Here is a 21,282-nt window from a genome sequence, read left to right on the forward strand (position 1 = left end):
GGTAAGGCAGGGGGCGTGCTTCCCGCGTCGGGCTGCCGAGATCCTCTGGACCGAAGGTGAAGGACTCGCCGCTGTCCGGTGTCGCATTGATGCCCTGGCGGTGATCAGTTCGGCGCGCCCGACCGTGCCACAGCTCCTGCCCCGCGGTCTCCGGCCGGTGGCTGAAAGAGGTTCTCCCAATGCTCACTTTCCGTTGGGAATCGGACGAAGGATTCGCTTCTAGGGTGATCGCGGCCGCCCCCCGTTCTTCCCGTTCGTTGCATCGAGAGGACTCCCATGACAGGCACGCCCGCCGGAAGACCGACAACTGGTCCCGGTTTTGAACGACGCACCCTCCTGCGCGGAGCTGCGGTGGCCGCGGCCGCTTCCGTCCCCTTCCAGGCCCTCGCCGCGCGCACGGCCGCTGCCGAGCCGGTCAAGCTCGAGTTCGACGCCGGGTACGGCCCGCTGCGCCCGGTCAAGGACCAGGCGACCGGCCTGGAACTGCTGCAGCTGCCGCGCGGGTTCGAGTACGTCTCCTACGGCTGGACCAACGACCTCATGGACGACGGCGTGCGCACCCCGGGTTCGCACGACGGCATGGCGGCATTCCGCCACGGCGACAAGCTCCACCTCGTCCGCAACCACGAGCGCGGCGCCGGACCCGCCTTCACCGCCCCGGCCTACAACCCCGAGGCCGGCGGCGGCACCACCACCCTGGTCTTCGACCCGGACGCCGGCCAGTGGCTGGAGTCCTACGGCAGTCTCGGCGGCACCATCCGCAACTGCGCCGGCGGTCCCACCCCGTGGAACACCTGGCTCACCTGCGAGGAAACCTTTTCCACGACTGCCGGCAAACGCCATGGCTACATCTTCGAGGTCGCCTCGCAGGGCAAGGGCAACCCCGAGCCCTACAAGGCCATGGGCCGGTTCAACCACGAGGCCGTCGCCATCGACCCGGCGACCGGCTACGTCTACGAGACCGAGGACCGCGGCGACGCATCGCTGTACCGCTTCGTCCCGACGGTGCCCGGTGATCTGTCCAAGGGCGGCCGGCTGGAGGCCCTGCGGATCGGCAGCGCCACGTACGACACCCGCCTCGACGGCGAGAAGGCGTACGGCAGCGTCTCCTGGGTGCCCGTGGACGACGTCGACCCGGAGACGGACACGGTGCGGCTCCAGGCACAGGCGGGCGGCGCCGCGGTGTTCAGCCGCCTCGAAGGCGCCTGGTACGGCAACGACCGCATCTACGTCATCACGACCGACGGTGGCCCGGCCCGTCAGGGCCAGGTCTTCGAACTCGACCCGGCCACCGACGAGTTCCGAGTGCTGTTCGCCTCGCCCGGCGCCGAGGTCCTCAACGCGCCGGACAACATGTGCGTCAGCCCGCGCGGCGGCCTGGTGCTCTGCGAGGACGGCGGCGGCACCGAATACGTCCACGGGCTGACCACGGACGGCGAGATCTTCCGCTTCGCCGCCAACAACGCGGACCTGCGCGGCGGGACCGCAGGCAAGAACGTCCCGGCGGCCGACCACCGGGGCTCGGAGTGGGCCGGATCGGTGTTCGAGCCGAAGAACGGCAACTGGCTGTTCGTGAACATCCAGACCCCGGGCATCACGTTCGCGATCACCGGCCCCTGGACCCAGGGCGCCTTGTAGCCTTCAGCCGGGAACGAGGGACGCGTCGAGACTCCACACGCCCAGCCCCGCGCCACCAGGCGGAGACGGCAGCGGCCTCGACGCGCTCCCGCAACGCCCCGACCCGGCCGAGAAGACCATCGAAGTCCCGAGCTGGACGACATATGCGCCCCAAACCCGGCTGACCCCGCGGCATACGGGGCGTGCTGCCCCCCCGGCCGCCATCGCGGCCAGAACCTGTCCACAACTCTCGCTACCGTGCCCCCATGACGAACACCAAGCGGAGCGTCGCCGGCACGGCACCCCGACCCCACCTCGGTACCCGGGCCCTCAACCGCGCCACCCTCGACCGGCAGTTGCTCCTGCGCCCGGCCCGGATCTCCGCCGCCGCGGCCGTCGAGCACCTGGTCGGCCTCCAGGCGCAGAACGTCAAGCCTCCGTACTACGCGCTCGCCGCCCGCCTCGACGGTTTCGCCCCCGAGGCGCTGTCCCGGCTGATGGCCGACCGCGAGGTCGTCCGGATCGTCACGATGCGCTCCACCATCCACACCCACACGGCGGACGACTGCCTCACCCTGCGTCCGCTGGTGCAGCCCGCCCGGGACCGGGAGCTGACGAACTTCCGGAAGGGACTCGCCGGGGTCGACCTGCACCGGCTCGCCGCCCTCGCCCGCGACCTCGTCGAGACCGAGCCCCGCACCATGAAGCAACTGCGCGAGGCCCTGCTCCAGGAGTGGCCGGACGCCGACCCGCAGGCCCTGGCCGTCGCCGCCCGGTGCCGTCTCCCGCTCGTGCAGGTGACGCCGCGCGGCCTGTGGGGTCAGAGTGGGCAGGTCAGTCTCACCACTGCCGAACGCTGGCTCGGCCGTCCCACCGGACCGGCCGCCACGCCCGACGAGATCGTCCTGCGCTACCTCGCCGCCTTCGGCCCGGCCTCCGTGCGGGACATGCAGACCTGGGCCGGACTGACCCGCCTGCGCGACGCCTTCGAACGTCTCCGACCGCGACTCGTCACCTTCCGGGACGAGGGCGGTGTCGAGCTCTTCGACCTGCCGGACGCCCCGCGCCCCGACCCGGACACCCCGGCCCCGCCGCGCTTCCTGCCCGAGTTCGACAATCTGCTGCTCTCCCACGCCGACCGCACCCGCGTCGTCCCGCCCGAGCACCGGGGCCGCTCCTGGCAGGGGAACATCGCCTACTGCACGCTCCTGGTCGACGGGTTCCTCGCGGGCCTGTGGCGACTGGAGGAGCACGCGCTCGTGATCGAGCCCTTCGGCCCGCTCTCCAAGGCCCAGCGGGACGAGGTCACCGCCGAGGGGGAGCGGATGCTGCGGACGATGCACCCGGAGACGCCGTACGACATCCGCTTCGGCGCCGTACGGAGGTAGGCAACGCGGCTTTCAGTCCGCCCGTCCCGTCACCGCCACCGTCACGCCCAGCCCGACCATCGTGCAGCCGCCCGCCCCGCCGATCAGGGAGAGGCGGCGGTCCGAGCCGGCGAACCAGGTGCGGGCCGCCGACGCGGTCAGGCCCCACAGCGTGTCCGTGACCAGGCCGATCGAGATCGGTACGAGACCCAACAGCAGCATCTGCACGGGCACATGGCCCGCCGAGTGGTCCACGAACTGCGGCAGGACGGCGGCGAAGAACACCACGCCCTTCGGGTTGGTGACGCCGACGAGGACCCCGTCCAGGAGCGTCCGGAGATCGCCGCGAGCCGGCCCCGCCGACCCGGTGCCGATCTGCGACGCCTTCAGCTCCCTGCGGTGCCGGAACGCCTGCACGCCCAGATACACCAGATACGCGGCACCCGCCAGCTTCACCGTCAGGTACACCGTCACCGATCGCTCGACCAGCGAGCCGAGCCCGACCGCGACCGTCACGACCAGCAGGTAGGAGCCGACCACGTTGCCGAGGGCCGTCGCCACGGCGGTGCGGCGGCCGTGGGCGAGGGCCCGGCCGATGACGAACAGGACGCTGGGCCCCGGGATGACGATGACCAGGAGCGACATCACGGCGAAGGCGAGGAGACGGTCGGCGGAAACCACGAGCATCACTCCCATCCGTTGCCCATTCAAGCACCCGGACCCGGCCGGGCACATGGACCGGACACATGGAAAGGGGGCGTTGCGGGCCGCTCGTGGAGGCCCGCAACGCCCCCTGGTATTTCACCTGAGGGGTGCTCAGGAGCTTTGCCCGGTTACGAGTTGACCTGCGTCGTGACCAGGTTGGAGAAGGTGGTCAGCCGGGTGTAGATACCCGGGTAACCGGCCTGGGCGCAGCCCTCGCCCCAGGAAGTGATGCCTGCCAGGACGCCCCCGATGAGCAGGGGGCCGCCGCTGTCGCCCTGGCAGGTGTCCACGCCGCCGGAGGTCTTTCCGGCGCACACCATGTCGCTCCGCACGAAGTCGGAGCCGTAGGAGCTGCCGCAGCTGGAGTCGGACACGGTCGGTACGGTCGCGGTGCGCAGCTGGTTGGAGGCGCTGCCGTTCGAGGCGGTGGTGCCCCAGCCGAGGATGCGGGCGGTGGTGCCGGCCGCGTACACCGAAGTCTGCGAGGAGGAGACGTACTTCGCAGGCGTGTACGGCATCGACGTCGACAGCGTGAGCACGGCCACGTCGTCGCCCTTGGTGACGTCGGTGTAGCTCGGGTGGATCCAGATCTTGCTGACTCTGCTGACCGTGCCGTTGGTGCCGTTGCGGTAGGTGCGGCCGCCGACGACGCGCACGCTGCTGGTGGTCTCGCCGACCATGCAGTGGGCGGCGGTGACGACCTTGGTGGGCGAGACCAGCGTGCCGCCGCAGAACTGGCTCTGCGAGGCGTCCGTGATCTGCATGACGAACGGGTACGCGGTCGTCGTGGTCGTCGTACCGCCGACGATCGGCTGGGGTGCGGCGACGGCGGAGGGAGCGGCGAGCAGCGCGGTCGCGGCGGCGGCAGCGGTCGCAGTGGCGACGGCGGCGGCCTTCTTGGCACGGTTGAACCCGAACATGGGTCTCCTCGGGGAGTTGCCGGTGGGGGGTCGCGCGGGGGTGGTCGTGCACGGTGACCCTGACGCCGTTGTTCGGATCTCCGTGTGCCCGGCGAGCGGCACGCGACAAAGCTAGAGCCCGGCAGGGCGGGCTCCCAATGAGGGAACCCCCTAAGGGAGTTGGGCAGGGAAAACCCTCGGTCGGGCCCTGTAAACCCTGGTGGACGCAGGTCGGGTCAGGTCGGGCGGCGGCCCGCCGCCAGCCGGACGATGTCCACCCGTGAACGGATCCCCAGCTTCCGGTAGACCCGGGTCAGGGTCGCCTCGACGGTCTTGACGCTGATGAACAGACGGGCCGCGATCTCCCGGTTGGTCGCGCCCTCCATCACCAGTGAGGCGACCTGACGCTCCATCGACGCGAGGCCCTCCAGCGCGTCGAGCGCGACGGGCGGTGCGGCGGAGGCCGGCTCCACCGCCGCGGGACCGGCCGCGGCGGCCGCGTCGACCTGCCGCAGCCAGGGCAGCGCCCGGCAGCGCCTGAACAGCCGGGCGGCCTCGTCGTACGACGCCGGTCCCGGCAGGCGAGTCCCGCCGCCGCGGGGGAATGCGGCTGCCTGGGTGCGCAGCCGGGCCAGCGCGAAGGCGGCCCGTGCCTCCTCCAGGCCGTAGCCCAGCCGGCCGAGCCGGTCCTGGACGGACGTCAGCCGGACCAGGGCGGCCTCGTGTTCGCCGCGGGCCGCCCGCACCAGCGCCTCGGCCCGGTCGAGGACGGCCAGCACGCTCTCCCGGCCCAGCCGCAGCGCGTGCACCCGTGCCGTGTCGATGACGTCCTGCGCCTCGCCCGGTTCGCCGATGCGGACCAGGGCCTCGGCGAGGTCGCCGTGCCAGCGGCCGCGCGCCGGGTCGTTGATGCCGAGACCCTGCTCCAGCTCGCGCACCCGGCGCAGCGAACGGACCGTGGCCGCCGGGTCCCCGGCCACCAACTGGGCGTAGCCCAGCGCCGCCAGGGCCCGGGACAGGTACATCTGGTCGCCGTCGACCTCGGCGTGGTCGGCCGCCTCGCGGGCGAGGACCAGCGCCCGGTCGACGTCCCCCGCGGAGGCCTCCGCGAGGGAGGCGAGCATCGCCGAGGCGCCCTCGCCGATCCCGGAGTCCCGGGCCAGCCGCAGGCTCTCGCGGGCCAGGTCCAGGGCCCGGCCGCAGTGCCCGGAGCGCAGCTCCGTGTCGGCGAGGAAGCGCAGGAAGTGCACCTCGCTCTCGACCATGCCGCGCCTGCGCACCTCGCGCAGCAGCGCGGTGATGGTCGCCCGCGCCTCGGGCAGCTGGTCGCTCATGATCAGCCAGCGGAACCGGGCCGAGCCGGCGCCGTTGTGATGGCAGGCCACATACGGGTCCTGGGGTTCCTTCAGGGCCCGTTTGACGGTCTCGGGGGCGCCCGGGTGGCCCATCAGGGTCTCGGTGGAGGCCTGGAAGGACAGCGCCATCAGCTCGGTGCGCCGGTCCTTGCCGCGGGCGGCCAGCTCCGCCGCGTGCGCGGCCTCCTGCCGGGCCTCGGCGAAGTCGCCCTCGACGACCAGGCCGCGCCAGGCCAGCTGGTAGTGGACCAGGGCGAGCAGCCGCGGGTCGTCGCCCGCGTCGGCCAGGACCTGCGGGAAGACGGCGTCCACCTCGCCGAGCGCTTGCCCGGCCGCCTCGATGACCACCATCCAGGCCCGCACCCGCTCCGCGGGCACGGCGGCCCGGGTCAGCACGTCCCGGGCGATGTCCCGCGCGAGGTCGGCCTCGCCTGCGGTGATCGCGTCCTCCGCGGCCTGCAGGCGCCGCTCGTCCGGGCCGGGCGTGCTGTCCGCCGGGGTGTGCCGGGCCGCGAGCAGCCCGAGCGAGGCGGCCACGGACGGCGCCCCGCGGTCCCGGGCCAGCGCACCGGCCTCCGCGAGCCGGGCCGCCACCTCCGGGTCGGTGCCGGAGGTCGCCAGGGCCAGGTGCCGGGCCCGCTCGATCGGGTCGGAGGCCGCCGTGGACAGCGCGGCGTGCACGGCCCGCCGCTCCTGCGCGGGAGCCTCCGCGTACAGCGCGGCCGAGATCAGCGGGTGCGCGAACCGTACGGCGGGGCCTTCCGGCTCCGTCGCCAGCAGTCCCAGCGCCGCGGCCTGGGCGGTCTCCGCCTCGGCGTGCTCCCGGCCGGCCGCGTGCAGCAGCGCCAGCGTGGGACGGGCACCGGCACTGGCCACGAGCAGGGTGCGGCGCGCCTCGTCCGACAGCATCTCCAGCCGGCTCAGCACCAGCGCCCGCAGCGAGGTGGGCACCGGCAGCGGCTCGCCGGGCCGGGGCCGGGTGGGGCTCTCGGCGAGGGCGCGGCCCAGCTCCAGGGCGAAGAGCGGGTTGCCGCCGCTGGTGCGGTGGATGTCGCGGATCGTGGAGCGGGACAGGGGGGTGTAGCCGCGGTGGTCGAGCAGCGCGGAGACCTGCGTACGGGACAGCGGGCCCAGCCGGACGGCGAGCGTGTCGGGCGGGGACGCGCGTAGATGGCGGTCGTACTCCTGGCCCTCGGTCCGCACCGCGCACAGCATCTGCACGGGCGTGTCGCCCAGCCGGCGGGCGGCGAAACCGAGCAGTTCGGCGCTGGCCGCGTCCAGCCACTGGAGATCGTCGGCGACGACCAGTACCGGGCCCTTGGCGGCGAGGGTGCGCAGCGCCGACAGCACCGCGAGGCGCAGCGCGAGCCCGTCGCGCTGGAGGGTGGACTCGCCGCGCCCGGTGAGCGCCGACTCCAGGGCGGTGCGCTGGGCGGCGGGCAGCGCGCCGGAGACCTCGTCCAGGACCAGGCCGAACAGGTCGGCCAGCGCCAGGAACGGCAGGTGGGATTCGGACTCGGTGGCCGAGCAGCGCAACACGGTCCGGGCCGCGCCGGCGTAATCCGCGGCCAGCGCCCGCAGGACCGTCGACTTTCCAATTCCCGCGGGGCCGTGGAGCAGCACACTGCCGCCTCGGCCGAGCTGTTCACGGGCCGACGTGAACAGCTCCTCCCGGCCGATGACCACGTCGGGGCGGCTCCTGGGAGGCTCCTGGAAGTCCCGTGGCACGGTCACCGCTCCCCTCCGTGTGTCGTGTCCTGGCCAATATTAGGCAACAGTTCTTTGAATTTCGGACGGACGGCGTGGTGAGGGAAATAACAACGGAGGTCCGCGCGCGAATTCACCGGGCTCCCGAATGCGGCGGAACACCACGGTGGCGCCCGGCCGGGAGCCCGTCGGCATATCGAACGGGCAAGGATAACGGAAAACATCGCAAAACCTACGGCAACCATCCCGCCCGGCGCGCGGCGACCACGGCCTCGCCCCGGGTCCGGGCCCGCAGCCTCCGCATGGCCGACCGCAGATACCCCTTGACGGTCTCGGGCGTCACCCCCAGCCGCTCGGCCGCGACCGCGTTCGTGGCCCCCGCCGCGACGCACGCCAGCACGTCCACCTCGCGCGGCGTGAGCCGGACCCGCTCCGAGGGAGTGGAATCGGCCGTCAGCAGGGCACACGCGTCGAGCAGCTCGGCCCGCAGCTGCGGATCCGCGATCTTCGGAGCCAGCGCCCGCAGGGCCGCGTGCGCCTCCCGCACGTGCTCCCGTCCCGCGCCGGCCCCGCCACCGGCGGCGAGCGTGCGGGCCTCCTCCCGCAGGACCAGCGCCCGCTCCACGTCCCGCGCCGACTCCACGGCCTCGTCCAGCATGCGCCCGCCCAGCGGCTGGGCCGTCCGCAGCGCCCCGTACAACACTCCGCGCACCTCGTGCCGTACGACCACCGGCACGGCCAGCACCGAGCGCAGCCCCTCCACCGCGACCGGGGCGTCGTACTCGTGGCTGATCTGCCGCGACGCCGAGTAGTCCGTCACCACGCACGGCCGGGCGAGCACCACCGTCTTGCCGCCCAGCCCGTTCCCGGACGTCACCACCAGCGAACGCAGGGCGTGCGTCGCCGTGCCGCTCAGTTCGCTGATGCGCATCTGCCGTCCGGCCTCCATCAGTCCGCCGAAGGCGACCGGAAGGCCGGTGGCGCGCCGCAGACGGAGCAGCGCGTTGCGTATCTCGACCGCGTCGGACGCGTCTGCTGTCACCTGCTCGCCCCTTCACTACGGCTCCCGCGCGGGCGCACCCCCGTTCGGGGGTAGTGAGACCTGCACCACGGATTACACGATGGTTCGGAGCCGCCCGGCAATGGTCCGGCACCAAGGAGGACGAATGGCATCGGCGACGGAGGTGTTCCGCGGCGCGCGGGACTTCCTGCTGGAACACCGCGAGGACTACGGCACGGCCTACGAGGGCTTCCGCTGGCCCCGTCCCGACCGCTTCAACTGGGCGCTCGACTGGTTCGACGAGATCGCGCACGGCAACGCCCGCACCGCGCTGCACATCGTCGAGGAGGACGGCCGCGAGACACGGCTGTCCTTCGGGGAGATGTCCGTACGCTCGGCCCAGTTCGCCAACTGGCTGCGCGCCCGGGGCGTGCGCGCCGAGGACCGGATCCTCGTGATGCTCGGCAACCAGGCCGAACTGTGGATCACCGCGCTCGCGGCGATGAAACTGCGCGCGGTGGTCATCCCGGCCACCCCGCTGCTCGGCCCCGCAGACCTGCGCGACCGCGTCGACCGCGGCCGGGTCCGGCACGTCATCGCGCGCTGCGAGGACACCGGCAAGTTCGCCGAGGTCCCCGGCGACTACACGCGCATCGCCGCGGCAGACGCGGGGGCCGTGCCCGAGGGCTGGCTGCCGCTGGACGACGCCTACGGCGCCTCCGCCGACTTCACGCCCGACACCCCGACCCGTGCCGACGATCCGCTGATGCTGTACTTCACCTCGGGCACCACCGCCCGGCCCAAACTCGTCGAGCACACCCACACGTCGTATCCGATCGGGCACCTGTCGACCATGTACTGGATCGGCCTCAAGCCCGGTGACGTGCATCTGAACATCTCCTCGCCCGGCTGGGCCAAGCACGCCTGGTCCAACCTCTTCGCCCCCTGGAACGCCGAAGCGACCGTCTTCCTGTACAACTACACGCGTTTCGACGCCGTCCGGCTCATGGCCGAGATGGACCGGGCCCGGGTCACCACCTTCTGCGCCCCGCCCACCGTCTGGCGCATGCTCATCCAGGCCGACCTGACGCAGCTGCGCACCCCGCCGCGCGAGATCGTCGCCGCCGGTGAGCCGCTCAACCCGGAGGTCATCGAGCAGGTCCGCCGCGCCTGGGGCGTCACCATCCGGGACGGCTTCGGCCAGACCGAGACGGCCGTGCAGGTCGCCAACAGCCCCGGCCAGCCGCTCAAGACCGGCTCGATGGGCCGGCCGAGCCCCGGCTACCGCGTCGAGCTGCTGGACCCCGTCTCCGGCGCGCCGGGCGCGAGCGAGGGCGAGATCACGCTCGACCTGTCGCACCGCCCCGTCGGCCTGATGACCGGCTACCACGGCGACGCGGACCGCACGGCCGAGGCGATGGCCGGCGGCTACTACCGCACGGGCGACATCGGCGCGCGCGACGCGGACGGCTACATCACCTACGTCGGCCGCGCGGACGACGTCTTCAAGGCGTCCGACTACAAGATCAGCCCCTTCGAGCTGGAGAGCGCGCTGCTGGAGCACGAGGCGGTGGCCGAGGCGGCCGTCGTGCCCGCGCCGGACGAGCTGCGGCTCGCGGTGCCGAAGGCGTACGTCGTCCTGGCGGCGGGCTGGGAGCCCGGCCCCGACACCGCGAAGGTGCTGTTCGAGCACTCCCGTGAGGCCCTGGCCCCCTACAAGCGCATCCGCCGCCTGGAGTTCGGCGACCTGCCCAAGACCGTCTCGGGCAAGATCCGCCGCATCGAGCTGCGCGAGGCCACGGCGGCCGGGTCGGACGCCGAGTACCGCGAGGAGGACTTCCGGTGAACTCGTACAGCCACGGAACCAGCGGGACGGCTCTGCTCGGCGACACCATCGGCGCCAACCTGGACCGGGCGGTGGCCACCTGGCCGGACCGTGAGGCGCTGGTCGACGTGCCGTCCGGGCGGCGCTGGACGTACGCGCGGTTCGGCGCGGCCGTCGACGAGCTGGCCTCCGCGCTGCTCGCCTCCGGGGTCGCCAAGGGCGACCGGGTGGGCATCTGGGCGGTCAACTGTCCCGAGTGGGTCCTGGTCCAGTACGCCACCGCCCGCATCGGCGCGATCATGGTGAACATCAACCCGGCCTACCGCACCCACGAGGTCGAGTACGTCCTCAACCAGGCCGGGATCTCCCTGCTGTTCGCCTCCCTCGGCCACAAGACGAGCGACTACCGGGCGATGGTCGAGCAGGTGCGGGGCAGATGCGCCGAGTTGCGCGAGGTCGTGTACTTCGGCGACCCGAGCTGGGACGCGCTGCTCGGGCGGAGGACCCACGGCGCCCGGCTCCAGGACGACGGCCTGTCCTGCGACGACCCGATCAACATCCAGTACACGTCGGGCACGACGGGCTTCCCCAAGGGAGCCACCCTCTCCCACCACAACATCCTCAACAACGGCTATTTCGTGGGCGAGTCGATCGCCTACACCGAGCAGGACCGGGTGTGCATCCCGGTGCCCTTCTACCACTGCTTCGGCATGGTCATGGGCAATCTGGCCGCCACGTCCCACGGCGCCTGCATGGTCATCCCGGCCCCGTCCTTCGACCCGGAGGCCACGCTGGAGGCGGTCCAGCAGGAGCGCTGCACCTCGCTCTACGGCGTCCCGACCATGTTCATCGCGGAGCTGAACCTCCCCGGCTTCGCGTCGTACGACCTCTCCTCCCTGCGCACCGGCATCATGGCGGGCTCGCCCTGCCCGGTGGAGGTGATGAAGCGGGTGGTCACCGAGATGAACATGGCCGAGGTGTCGATCTGCTACGGCATGACGGAGACCTCGCCCGTCTCCACGCAGACCCGGCGCGACGACGACCTGGAACACCGCACCGGCACGGTCGGCCGCGTGCTGCCGCACATCGAGGTGAAGATCGTCGACCCGGCGACCGGGGTGACCCGACCGCGCGGCAGGGCGGGCGAGTTGTGCACCCGCGGCTACAGCGTGATGCTCGGCTACTGGAACGAGCCGGAGAAGACCGCCGAGGCCATCGACGCGGGCCGCTGGATGCACACCGGCGACCTCGCGGTGATGCGCGAGGACGGCTACGTCGAGATCGTCGGCCGCATCAAGGACATGATCATCCGGGGCGGGGAGAACATCTACCCCCGCGAGATCGAGGAGTTCCTCTACGCCCACCCCAAGATCCAGGACGTCCAGGTCGTGGGCGTCCCGCACGACCACTACGGCGAGGAGGTCCTCGCCTGCGTCATCCCCCACGACCCCGCCGACCCGCTCACCCTGGACGAACTCCACACCTTCTGCCAGGGCCGCCTGGCCCACTACAAGATCCCGAGCAGACTTCAGCTCCTCGACTCCTTCCCGATGACGGTCTCCGGGAAGGTACGCAAGGTGGAACTGCGGGAGAGGTTCGCGGGCGGGCAGAGATAGAAGAGCTCGGGGTCGCCGTCGTCGAGGCCGTGGACCAGACCGGCGGGTTGCCAGCCGGCCCTCAGGAGCAGTTGCTGCATGGGCAGGTTGGAGACGTTGGTCGAGGTGAACAGCTTGGGCGTGGTGCACGCGGCTTCGACAGCCGTGACAAGCCGCGTGGCCACTCCCTGCCGGCGTGCGGCGGGCGCGACCGTCAGCAGGGTGAGGAAGCCCTGTTCGAAGAAGGTGTACTCCAGCACGCCGTAGCCCATCGGCCCGCGTGCGTCTTCGGCCAGCAGCGCCCGGCCCTGCTGGCACCAGCGCCGGATGCTCGCGCGGCGCGCCCGGTCTCCCGCCGCCGCGATCGGGTCGGTGTCGGTCAGTGCCGTGCGGTCCGACGGCTCGGCTCGGCGCACGACGAGCGTGCCGGGTTCGATGTCGCCCATTGGGCGCATCGTGGCAGCAGGCGGGCCGGACCGCGCGCGGATTACCGCGCTTCGCTCACAGGGGTGCGCGCATGCACACGCGTGGCCAGCGGTCCAGGCCGTGCTCGGCCTCCGTCGCGCGGATCTCGCGCAGGCCGGGGGTGAGGTCCGCCTCCGTCAGGCTGCGGAAGCCGAGGCGGGCGTAGTAGGGGGCGTTCCACGGGACCTCCGCGAAGGTGGTCAGCGTCAGGGCGGTCAGGCCCTCCTCGCGGGCGCGGCCGGCGGCGTACGCCAGGAGGGCGCGGCCCACGCCCCGGCGGGCTGCGCGCGGGTGGACCGAGACCTGCTCGATGTGCAGGGCGCCGTCCACGGGTTCGGCGACGAGGTACGCGACCGGGTGGCCCCGCTCGTCCACCGCGACCCAGCAGCGGCCCGCCCCCCGGTAGCGCTCCAGCACGTCGAGCGCGGGCGGTTCGTCGTCGGCGATCTCCGGCATGCCGAGGTCGCGGAAGGGGGCACCGGCGGCACGTTCGATGTCCTGGAGGGCGGGAAGTTCGGCGGCGGTCGCGGGGCGGATACGCATGGGGTGAGTATGCGGCGCGGTCGGCACCGGGATCCGGTGGATACCCTCGTTCCTTCTGCCGGGGCAGGAACCGTCATGCGTCTACGTGCACGGCCTGGGCGCCACGTCGCCCGCCTACTTCACCGAGATCGCGGTCCATCCCCTGCTGGCCGGTCACCGTTCGCTGCTGATCGACCTGCTGGGGCACGGCATCAGCGACCGGCCGACGAGCTTCGACTACACCTGGAATCACACGCCGACGCGCTCGCCGACGCGCTCGCCGCGTTGCTCACCGCCGCGGGCGTCACCGGGGCGGAGCTGATCGCGCAGAGCATGGGCGGCTCGGTGGCCATCGTCCTGGCCGCCCGGCATCCCCACCTGGTCTCCCGCCTCGTCCTGGTCGACGCCAACCGCGACCCGGTACCGCGCGTCCCCGGATCGTCGGGCGGCAGCGGGATCACCGCCTGCACCGAGCAGCAGTTCCTGGCCGGCGGGTGGGAAGAGGTCCGCGACCGGGTCGGCCCCCACTGGTGGTCCACGATGCGTCTGGCCGGCCGGGAGGCCCGGCCGGGCCACGCACAGCGGGACGTCAGCCCGGCGTCGGGGGCCGCACGCCCGTCCCATCACGCACGACACCGCTGCTGTCCCCACGCAGCACCTCATGACCGTCCTGGTTGACGATCACGATGCCGAGTTCGAGCTCCGTCCCGGACCGCGTCCGCCTCAGCGCCCGTACCGTCACGCGCGCGGTGATGGTCTCGCCCTCCCAGACGGGTTTGAGGAACTCCCAGTTCATCCGGCGGGCGATGTAGTCCAGTCGCCCTCCGATCCGCGTCGCCAGCGACGCCGTCAGCAGACCGTGCGCCATGACCGGCCCGTCGGCCGAGACATGGTGGCGCCCCTCGTCACCCACGAGCGAGGCGAAGGCGGCGATGTCCTCGGCCAGGATGGTGCGTTGTGCCGTGAGCACCTGACCCACCAGGAGTGCGGATGCCTTGTTCTCTCCGCCGGCTCCGAAGTCCCCCTCTTGCGCCACGTTCTCCCCTTCCGTTCGTTCCACTCGTTCCACGCGCTCGTCAGGCGGGCACGCGCTCCGGGTCGGCATCGTCAAAGGGCGGGTAGGCCCGGTTGCCCATGCGCTCGGCCGCGTCGATGTAGTCGGCGAGGGCGTTCCGGGACCGGGCGAGCGCGGCCATCTGGTCGTCCAGCCGGCGCAGCCGCGACCGCATCGCCGCCAGCAGTTCGGGACACCCGAGCAGCTCCGGGGCCTCTCCGACCGCACAGGGCAGCAGATACGCGATGTCCTCGGACGATAAGCCGGCGCCGAGCAGGTGGCGGATCTGTCTCACCCGCAGTACCGCGTTCTCGTCGTACTCGCGGTACCCGTTCGTGCCGCGGTCCGCCTCCAGCAGGCCCTGGGCCTCGTAGTAGCGCAACTGATGGGCGTTGACGCCCGTTCGGCGACTCAGTTCCCCGATACGCATCAAAACCTCGCTTGACCTTCACACCGGTATCAACGTTGACGATGCTGCCATGAACAGAACCGACACACCCGTGACAGTCATCGGACTCGGACTGATGGGCCAGGCGCTCGCCGGCGCGTTCCTGAAAGCCGGACATCCCACGACCGTGTGGAACCGTACGACCGCCAAAGCCGACGGGCTGGTGGCCCGGGGCGCACGGCTCGCGCCGACAGTCGGCGACGCGGTGCGGGCCGGCTCCCTGACGATCATCTGCGTCACCGATTACCAGGCCGTGCGGGAGCTGTTCGGCACGGGCGACGTCGGGCTCGACGGCACGACGCTGGTCAATCTGACCTCGGGCGACTCGGCCCAGGCCCGGGAGACCGCCCGATGGGCCGAACAGCGCGGCGCCCGCTACCTGGACGGCGCGATCATGGCCGTCCCGCCGGCCATCGGCACGCCCGAGGCGGTGATTCTGCACAGCGGCCCGCAGGCGCACTTCGACGCGCACAAGCCGACCCTCGACGCGCTCGGCACCGTCACCCACCTCGGTGCGGACCACGGCCTTGCGTCCCTGTACGACGTGGCCGGACTGGCCATGATGTGGAGCGTCCTGAACGCCTGGCTCCAGGGCACCGCGCTGCTCAGGACGGCCGGTGTCGACGCCGCGACGTACGCGCCGTTCGCGCAGCGGATCGCCGCCGGTGTGGCCGAATGGCTGCCCGGATACGCCGAGCAGATCGACAGCGGCTCCTTCCCGGCCGAGGTGTCGGCCCTGGAGACCGACGCGCGGGCCATGGCACACCTGGTCGAGGAGAGCGAGGCGGTGGGTGTCAACGCCGAACTGCCGAAGCTGTTCAAGGCGATGGCCGACCGCTCGATCGCCGCGGGACACGGTGGCGAGCAGTACCCCGTGCTGATCGAAGAGTTCAGCAAACCCGGGCCCGGCGACGACTGACCTGCTCGCGCGTGTCAGGGCGCCCGGTTCTCCGTGCCGGTGGCGTCCAGTGCGCCGGCCGGGGCGTTCACCGGCCGTGGTCTGCCGGTGAGGTCGAGGACGAACAGCGGGATGCCGAGGGCGTCGGCGCGGGCCCGGGCGTCGTCCGCGTACCCGGCGAGGGAGAAGTACAGGCAGTCCGCCGACTCCGTCATGGCCGTCAGCCACAGGCACTCCACGTCCCGCAGGGTCGCCGGGCGCACGGCCGGGTCGACCAGCGCGACGACGCCGCGGGCGGCGAGCCCGATCCCGGACGGCGGCCGCTGGTCCGCCCGCCGGACGCCCCGGTAACCGAGCCAGCGCAGGTACAGCGCGGCGGCCGTGACGGCGTCGAGCGCGGTACGGATCGTGACGGAACGGAAGGGGGGCCGGGGGGCAGCGGCAGCATCGTCGGCGTCGGTCCAGGCACGGTCGACGGCGTCGCCACGGCTGCGGCTACTGGCGGCGGCCTGGCCGTGGCTTTCGGCTGCGGCATCGCTGCGGCTTCCGGCGTCGTCACCGGGGGCGTCACCGGGGTCGGTCCCGGCGCGGTCGACGGCGTTGGCACCGCCGCGGCTGCGGCTACTGGCGGCGGTCTCGCCACGGCCACCGGCCTTGGCATGGCCGCGGCCTCCGGCGTCGTCACCGGGGTTGGCCCCGGCGCGGTCGACGGCGTCGGCACCGCCGCGGCTGCGGCTACCGGCGGCGGTCCGGCCACGGCCACCGGCTGCGGCATCGCTGCGGCCTCCGGCGTCGTCACCGGGGTTGGCCCCGGCGCGGTCGACGGCGTCGGCACCGCCGCGGCTGCGGCTACCGGCGGCAGCCCTGCCACGGCTTCCGGCCTCGGCCCCGCCCCGGCCACCGGCCTCGGCGGCGGCGCCAGCACCGACATCGGCGTCGGCCCCTGCACTGTCACCGGACCTGGCAGAGGCAGGGGCCCCCTCGGCGTAGGCAGAGGCGGCGACCCGCTCGGCGGATGCGGCGTCGTGCGGGCGGGTCGCACGGCCCGGGTCCGTCGCGCCCTCCCGGCCGGCCTCGGCGTCCGCGTCAACCGTGATGTCCCGGTCACGTCTGAGGCCGCCGTCGGCTGTCGTGTCCTGGCCCGTCGTGCCGCCCGGCCTGAGGCCCTGGTCGGCTGCCGTGTCCTGCCTCGTCGTGCCGTCAGGACTCAGCACATCGTCGGATGTCCTGTCCCGGCCCGTCGAACCGCCGCCGCCGGGCATCCACCGCCCCTCCGCCAGCGGCACCCGCAGCACCGTCCCGCACGGGCACCCCACCTCCGGCCGTGGCCACTCCCCGCGTCGGCCGCAGCGCTCGCACCGCACCGCCACCCAGTCGTCCTGCCAGACGCGATGGGCGACGGGCGTCACCGTCCCGTCCCGGTCGAGCCGCGGGGCGACGGGCGCTCCGCACACGCACGGGTACGACGGGGCCGTGAAGCGGTGCTCTCGTCGGCAGGACGGACAGCGCACCGGCACGTTCTCGGCCATGACCACTCCCGTACGGCGTCACATCGGGACAGCGCGTCCATCGTGCTCCAGCGAGCCCCTGCCTGTCCGCCGCTTGTCCCTCTCTTGACGCCCTTCGCCCACCCCACATACATTCATTCCAGATCGTAGAAGTTACTTTCCATCATACGGAAGAGCTCACCGCGGGGCGCGACGGGAGTGCGAATCCGACAGCCGAAGCAGGAGTACTCGATGGCTCGAATGACCGCTGCCCGCGCGGCAGTTGAGATCCTCAAGCGCGAGGGCGTCACCGACGCGTTCGGCGTCCCGGGCGCGGCGATCAACCCCTTCTACGCGGCGCTCAAGGCCTCCGGTGGCATCAACCACACCCTCGCCCGCCACGTGGAGGGCGCCTCGCACATGGCCGAGGGCTACACCCGCACCCACGCGGGCAACATCGGCGTCTGCATCGGTACTTCCGGCCCGGCCGGCACCGACATGATCACGGGTCTGTACTCCGCGACCGGCGACTCCATCCCGATCCTGTGCGTCACCGGCCAGGCCCCGACCGCAGTGATCCACAAAGAGGACTTCCAGGCCGTCGACATCGCCTCGATCGCCAAGCCGGTCACCAAGATGGCCGTGACCGTGCTGGAGGCCGCGCAGGTCCCCGGCGTCTTCCAGCAGGCCTTCCACCTGATGCGCTCCGCCCGCCCCGGCCCGGTCCTGATCGACCTGCCGATCGACGTCCAGATGACCGAGATCGAGTTCGACCCGGAGACGTACGAGCCGCTCCCGGTCTACAAGCCCGCCGCCGCCCGCGCCCAGATCGAGAAGGCGATCGGGATGCTGAACGCCTCCGAGCGGCCGCTGATCGTCGCGGGCGGCGGCGTCATCAACGCCGATGCCGCCGAACTGCTCGTCGAATTCGCCGAGTTGACCGGCACCCCGGTCGTCCCCACCCTCATGGGCTGGGGCGTCCTGCCCGACGACCACGAGCTGAACGCCGGCATGGTGGGCCTCCAGACCTCGCACCGCTACGGCAACGCGACCTTCCTGGAGTCCGACTTCGTCCTCGGCATCGGCAACCGCTGGGCCAACCGCCACACCGGCAAACTCGACGTCTACACGGCCGGACGGAAGTTCGTCCACGTCGACATCGAGCCGACCCAGATCGGCAAGATCTTCGCCCCCGACTACGGCATCGCCTCCGACGCCAAGGCCGCGCTGGAGCTGTTCGTCGAGGTGGCGCGCGAGCTGAAGAAGGCCGGCGAGCTGCCCGACCGCTCCGCATGGGCGGCCTCGGCGCAGGAGCGGAAGTCGACCCTCCAGCGCCGGACGCACTTCGACGACATCCCGATCAAGCCGCAGCGCGTCTACGAGGAGATGAACAAGGCCTTCGGCCCGGAGACCCGGTACGTCTCCACCATCGGCCTCTCGCAGATCGCCGGCGCGCAGATGCTGCACGTGTACCGGCCCCGCCACTGGATCAACTGCGGCCAGGCCGGCCCGCTCGGCTGGACCATCCCGGCCGCGCTCGGCGTCGCCAAGGCCGACCCGGAGGCGCCCGTCGTCGCGCTCTCCGGCGACTACGACTTCCAGTTCATGATCGAGGAACTGGCCGTCGGCGCGCAGCACAAGATCCCGTACGTCCACGTCCTCGTCAACAACTCCTACCTGGGTCTGATCCGCCAGGCGCAGCGCGCGTTCGACATCGACTTCCAGGTCAACCTGGAGTTCGAGAACATCAACGCGCCCGAGCTCGGCGTGTACGGCGTCGATCACGTCAAGGTCGCCGAGGGCCTCGGCTGCAAGGCCATCCGCGTCACCGACCCCGCCGAACTCGGCGCCGCCTTCGAGCAGGCGAAGAAGCTCGCCGCCGAGTACCGGGTGCCGGTCGTCGTCGAGGCGATCCTGGAGCGCGTCACCAACATCTCCATGTCGACGACCAACGACATCGGCAACGTCGTGGAGTTCGAGGAGATCGCCACGGAGCCCGGCCATGCGCCGACGTCGATCAAGACGCTGAAGGTCTGACGCGTACGCGGGAGAAGGGCGGGGCGTCCGGGAGGACGGCCCGCCCCTACGCGTGCGTGCCCCGGGGCCCGGGCGCGCCGGGACCGCGGTCAGGCCCCGCCGCCCCCACCGCCGCCTCCGCACCCGCCGCAGTAGGAGTGACCCCCGCCACCCCCGCCCGTACCGCGCGGTGAGTGCTTGAGGAGGCTCTTGCCGCCCACCTTCGCCCGGCGGATCAGCCCCGCCCGCAGGGCGAAGCGCGGCACCAGCAGCCGCAGGGCCGCCTCGCCGTGCAGCGCGACGGCGAGCAGCCGCTCGTGGTCGGTCAGGCCGCGCCTGCTCGCGGGCAGCGGATGGCGCTGCCGCAGGTCCCGCACCTGGCGGCGGGCGCCGCGCGTCGGGCCGAGCAGCGGGTAGCGCAGCAGGCCCGCCTCCGCGAGCGGGATGCGCATGAGAGCCAGCGCGAGCCGTACGCCCGGATCCTTGACCAACGTCCGCAGACAGGCGGGCTCCTGGAGACAGGCGTGCACCTCCTGGGCCAGGGAGGACGGCGGTCGCTCCGCGCTCACGGCGTCCGCGAGGCCGGCCCGTATCGTCCCCGGCCGGTCCGGCTCCACCAGGCCCCGCAGATACAGGTCCACCACGGCGACGGTGACGGCGGCCCGCGGGCCGCCCCCCAGTAGTGCGATCTCGTGCGGCTCCAGCCGGACCGCCGTACCGTCGCCCATGGCTCACCCCCGTGCCGGGGCCCGCCGCCCCCGTGCCGGCGGGCCCCTTGTGCCGAGAATGTGCCCGGCCCCGGGGGCGGTTGAAGCTCCCCGAGGCTTCAGCCCTGGGAGGAATCGCAACTTTGTGGTCGCGGCGCGGAGTGCCGCGGTATCACTCGTGCGTGCGGCCGCGAAGAGGTCGGGTGCACTGTCAGCGGAGCAGGTGCTGTTTGCAGGCGGTGATGACGTCACCCGGTCGGGTGACGGGCGGTGAACGTGCAGTGGGCTGTCGTACGCGTGTGTAGGTTTGCTGATCGTGAAGGTGGTGGTTCAAGTCAGGCTGTTGCCGACGCCCGTGCAGGCGGCGGCACTTGAGACGACGCTGCGTGCCTGCAACGAAGCAGCGACCTGGGCCAGCGGCGTGGCGTTCGAGAAGGGCGTGAAGCGGAACTTCGCGCTGCGCGAGCACACCTACGGACAGATCAAGGCGCGGTGGGGGCTCGGGGCGCAGGCCGCCCAGCACGTGATCAAGAAGGTGTGTGACGCGTACGCCACCCTCAAGGCGAACCTGAAGGCCGGGAATCTGGGCAGGCCGGGCTCGCAGCGCTACCGCAGGGCTACACAGAAGCCGGTCGCCTTCCGGCCGGAGAGTGCGCAGCCGTACGACGACCGGATGCTGTCCTGGCAGATCGACCAGCGGCGGATCTCGATCTGGACGACTGCCGGGCGGGTAAAGGACGTGGTGTCCACCGCCGCCCCGGAGCAACTGGCCGCCTTGGCCCTGTACCGCAAGGGTGAATCGGACCTGTTATGCCGGGACGGCATGTGGTTCCTGCTGGCCACCTGCGAGGTACCGGAGGCCGAGCCGGACACTGATCCGGTGGACTTCCTGGTCATCGACCTGGGCATCGTCAACATCGCCACCACCTCGGACGGCGAGATCATGGCCGGACGAGAGCTCAGCCGCATCCGCGTCCGGGAACGCAAGCTGCGTACCAAGCTGCGGAAGAAGAACACCCCGTCCGCCAAGCGCCGCCTGAAGAAACGGCGGCGCAATGAGGCGCGGCGGGCACGAGACATCAACCATAAGATCGTGAAGCATGTGGTGGCCGAGGCGGAACGCACCGGTCGCGGGATCGCCCTGGAGGACCTGACGGGCATCCGCGAGCGGGTACGGCTGAGGAAGCCCCAACGGGCCACCCATTCCAGCTGGTCGTTTGCCCAGCTGGGGCAATTCATCGCGTACAAGGCCCGCCGGGCGGGGGTGCCGGTGGTGTACGTCGATCCGGCGTACACCTCGCGCACCTGCGCCGAGTGCGGTCACATCGACAGGGCGAACCGGGTCTCGCAGGCCTGGTTCGCGTGCCGGTCCTGCGGATTCGTTGATCACGCGGACCGGAACGGCTCCCGCAATATCCGCGCCAAAGCGTGGGATTTGTGGCGACGCGGGGCCCAGTCAACGGCCCCTGCTCCACCACCGAAACCCAGGAGTGGGGCTGAACGCAAACGCAGCGTCACAGCCAGTGATGCCCGTTGTGCAAGCCCGTCGCTTTAGCTACGGGTAGTTGACAGGTTCATTTGAGGGTTCCGTACAAGGCGTACGACCGTTGCCGTA

General features: G+C 72.0%; 16 protein-coding genes and 2 pseudogenes. 8 read left to right on the top strand and 10 right to left on the bottom strand.

The window, feature by feature from the left end; translation table 11 throughout:
• Window positions 1-351 precede the first annotated feature (351 nt).
• Both PV963_RS36325 and PV963_RS36330 read left to right on the top strand, forming a co-directional pair.
• Window positions 352-1,638 carry an alkaline phosphatase PhoX gene (locus PV963_RS36325; RefSeq protein WP_274820707.1) on the top strand — a complete coding sequence of 429 codons (1,287 nt, stop codon included), beginning with the start codon at window positions 352-354 and terminating at the stop codon, window positions 1,636-1,638.
• A gap of 245 nt (window positions 1,639-1,883) precedes the next feature.
• Entirely contained in the window at window positions 1,884-3,005 is a 1,122-nt protein-coding gene (locus tag PV963_RS36330) for a winged helix DNA-binding domain-containing protein (RefSeq protein WP_274820708.1), read from the top strand.
• A 12-nt stretch (window positions 3,006-3,017) separates the two neighbouring features.
• On the opposite strand, the gene PV963_RS36335 is transcribed toward PV963_RS36330, so the two are convergent.
• The 4 genes from PV963_RS36335 to PV963_RS36350 all read right to left on the bottom strand — a co-directional run bounded on the left by PV963_RS36335 (window position 3,018) and on the right by PV963_RS36350 (window position 8,692).
• On the bottom strand, window positions 3,018-3,665 hold the full coding sequence (locus PV963_RS36335) for a LysE family translocator (protein ID WP_274822218.1): 648 nt from the start codon (window positions 3,663-3,665) through the stop codon (window positions 3,018-3,020).
• Between the two features lie 152 nt (window positions 3,666-3,817).
• Window positions 3,818-4,609: a S1 family peptidase gene (locus PV963_RS36340; RefSeq protein ID WP_274820709.1), complete on the bottom strand. Its 792-nt coding sequence runs from the start codon at window positions 4,607-4,609 to the stop codon at window positions 3,818-3,820.
• A 215-nt stretch (window positions 4,610-4,824) separates the two neighbouring features.
• Complete coding sequence (locus PV963_RS36345; RefSeq protein ID WP_274820710.1) at window positions 4,825-7,677, bottom strand: helix-turn-helix transcriptional regulator; 2,853 nt, start codon at window positions 7,675-7,677, stop codon at window positions 4,825-4,827.
• A 205-nt stretch (window positions 7,678-7,882) separates the two neighbouring features.
• Entirely contained in the window at window positions 7,883-8,692 is an 810-nt protein-coding gene (locus PV963_RS36350) for a LuxR C-terminal-related transcriptional regulator (protein WP_274820711.1), read from the bottom strand.
• Window positions 8,693-8,816: 124 nt separating this feature from the next.
• Between PV963_RS36350 and PV963_RS36355 the strand changes: the two genes are divergently transcribed.
• Both PV963_RS36355 and PV963_RS36360 read left to right on the top strand, forming a co-directional pair.
• Window positions 8,817-10,496: an AMP-binding protein gene (locus tag PV963_RS36355; RefSeq protein ID WP_274820712.1), complete on the top strand. Its 1,680-nt coding sequence runs from the start codon at window positions 8,817-8,819 to the stop codon at window positions 10,494-10,496.
• Window positions 10,493-12,091 (top strand): AMP-binding protein, encoded by a 1,599-nt coding sequence (locus PV963_RS36360; protein WP_274820713.1) that lies wholly within the window; start codon window positions 10,493-10,495, stop codon window positions 12,089-12,091. The genes PV963_RS36355 and PV963_RS36360 overlap by 4 nt, the downstream gene beginning before the upstream one ends.
• Here PV963_RS36360 and PV963_RS36365 read toward each other — a convergent pair.
• Window positions 12,004-12,516 (bottom strand): GNAT family N-acetyltransferase, encoded by a 513-nt coding sequence (locus PV963_RS36365; protein WP_274820714.1) that lies wholly within the window; start codon window positions 12,514-12,516, stop codon window positions 12,004-12,006. The two genes, PV963_RS36360 and PV963_RS36365, sit on opposite strands and share 88 nt — an antisense overlap.
• Window positions 12,517-12,571: 55 nt before the next feature.
• Window positions 12,572-13,078 (bottom strand): GNAT family N-acetyltransferase, encoded by a 507-nt coding sequence (locus PV963_RS36370; protein ID WP_274820715.1) that lies wholly within the window; start codon window positions 13,076-13,078, stop codon window positions 12,572-12,574.
• 85 nt (window positions 13,079-13,163) lie between these two features.
• On the opposite strand from PV963_RS36370, the pseudogene PV963_RS36375 reads away from it, so the two are divergent.
• Window positions 13,164-13,735 (top strand): annotated as a pseudogene (locus PV963_RS36375) (alpha/beta fold hydrolase).
• Here the strand turns inward: PV963_RS36375 and PV963_RS36380 are convergent.
• Window positions 13,647-14,093 carry a hypothetical protein gene (locus PV963_RS36380; protein WP_274820716.1) on the bottom strand — a complete coding sequence of 149 codons (447 nt, stop codon included), beginning with the start codon at window positions 14,091-14,093 and terminating at the stop codon, window positions 13,647-13,649. The pseudogene PV963_RS36375 and the gene PV963_RS36380 sit on opposite strands and share 89 nt — an antisense overlap.
• A gap of 40 nt (window positions 14,094-14,133) precedes the next feature.
• Window positions 14,134-14,541 carry a MerR family transcriptional regulator gene (locus PV963_RS36385; RefSeq protein ID WP_274820717.1) on the bottom strand — a complete coding sequence of 136 codons (408 nt, stop codon included), beginning with the start codon at window positions 14,539-14,541 and terminating at the stop codon, window positions 14,134-14,136.
• Between the two features lie 49 nt (window positions 14,542-14,590).
• Here PV963_RS36385 and PV963_RS36390 point away from each other — a divergent pair, with 49 nt between their 5' ends.
• A complete protein-coding gene (locus tag PV963_RS36390; RefSeq protein WP_274820718.1) occupies window positions 14,591-15,478 on the top strand; it encodes an NAD(P)-dependent oxidoreductase in 888 nt (295 codons plus the stop codon).
• A gap of 14 nt (window positions 15,479-15,492) precedes the next feature.
• On the opposite strand, the pseudogene PV963_RS36395 reads toward PV963_RS36390, so the two are convergent.
• Window positions 15,493-15,903: pseudogene (locus PV963_RS36395) on the bottom strand (hypothetical protein); the annotation flags it as partial.
• 1,293 nt (window positions 15,904-17,196) lie between these two features.
• Here PV963_RS36395 and gcl point away from each other — a divergent pair.
• Complete coding sequence (gene gcl / locus PV963_RS36405) at window positions 17,197-18,981, top strand: glyoxylate carboligase (protein ID WP_274820719.1); 1,785 nt, start codon at window positions 17,197-17,199, stop codon at window positions 18,979-18,981.
• An 89-nt stretch (window positions 18,982-19,070) separates the two neighbouring features.
• Here the strand turns inward: gcl and PV963_RS36410 are convergent, their stop codons facing one another.
• Window positions 19,071-19,688 carry a TIGR04222 domain-containing membrane protein gene (locus PV963_RS36410; RefSeq protein WP_274820720.1) on the bottom strand — a complete coding sequence of 206 codons (618 nt, stop codon included), beginning with the start codon at window positions 19,686-19,688 and terminating at the stop codon, window positions 19,071-19,073.
• A gap of 295 nt (window positions 19,689-19,983) precedes the next feature.
• Between PV963_RS36410 and PV963_RS36415 the strand changes: the two genes are divergently transcribed.
• Window positions 19,984-21,222: an RNA-guided endonuclease InsQ/TnpB family protein gene (locus PV963_RS36415; RefSeq protein ID WP_274822219.1), complete on the top strand. Its 1,239-nt coding sequence runs from the start codon at window positions 19,984-19,986 to the stop codon at window positions 21,220-21,222.
• Window positions 21,223-21,282 lie beyond the last annotated feature (60 nt).

The sequence above is a fragment of the Streptomyces coeruleorubidus genome (assembly GCF_028885415.1).
GTDB classification, from domain to species: domain Bacteria; phylum Actinomycetota; class Actinomycetes; order Streptomycetales; family Streptomycetaceae; genus Streptomyces; species Streptomyces coeruleorubidus_A.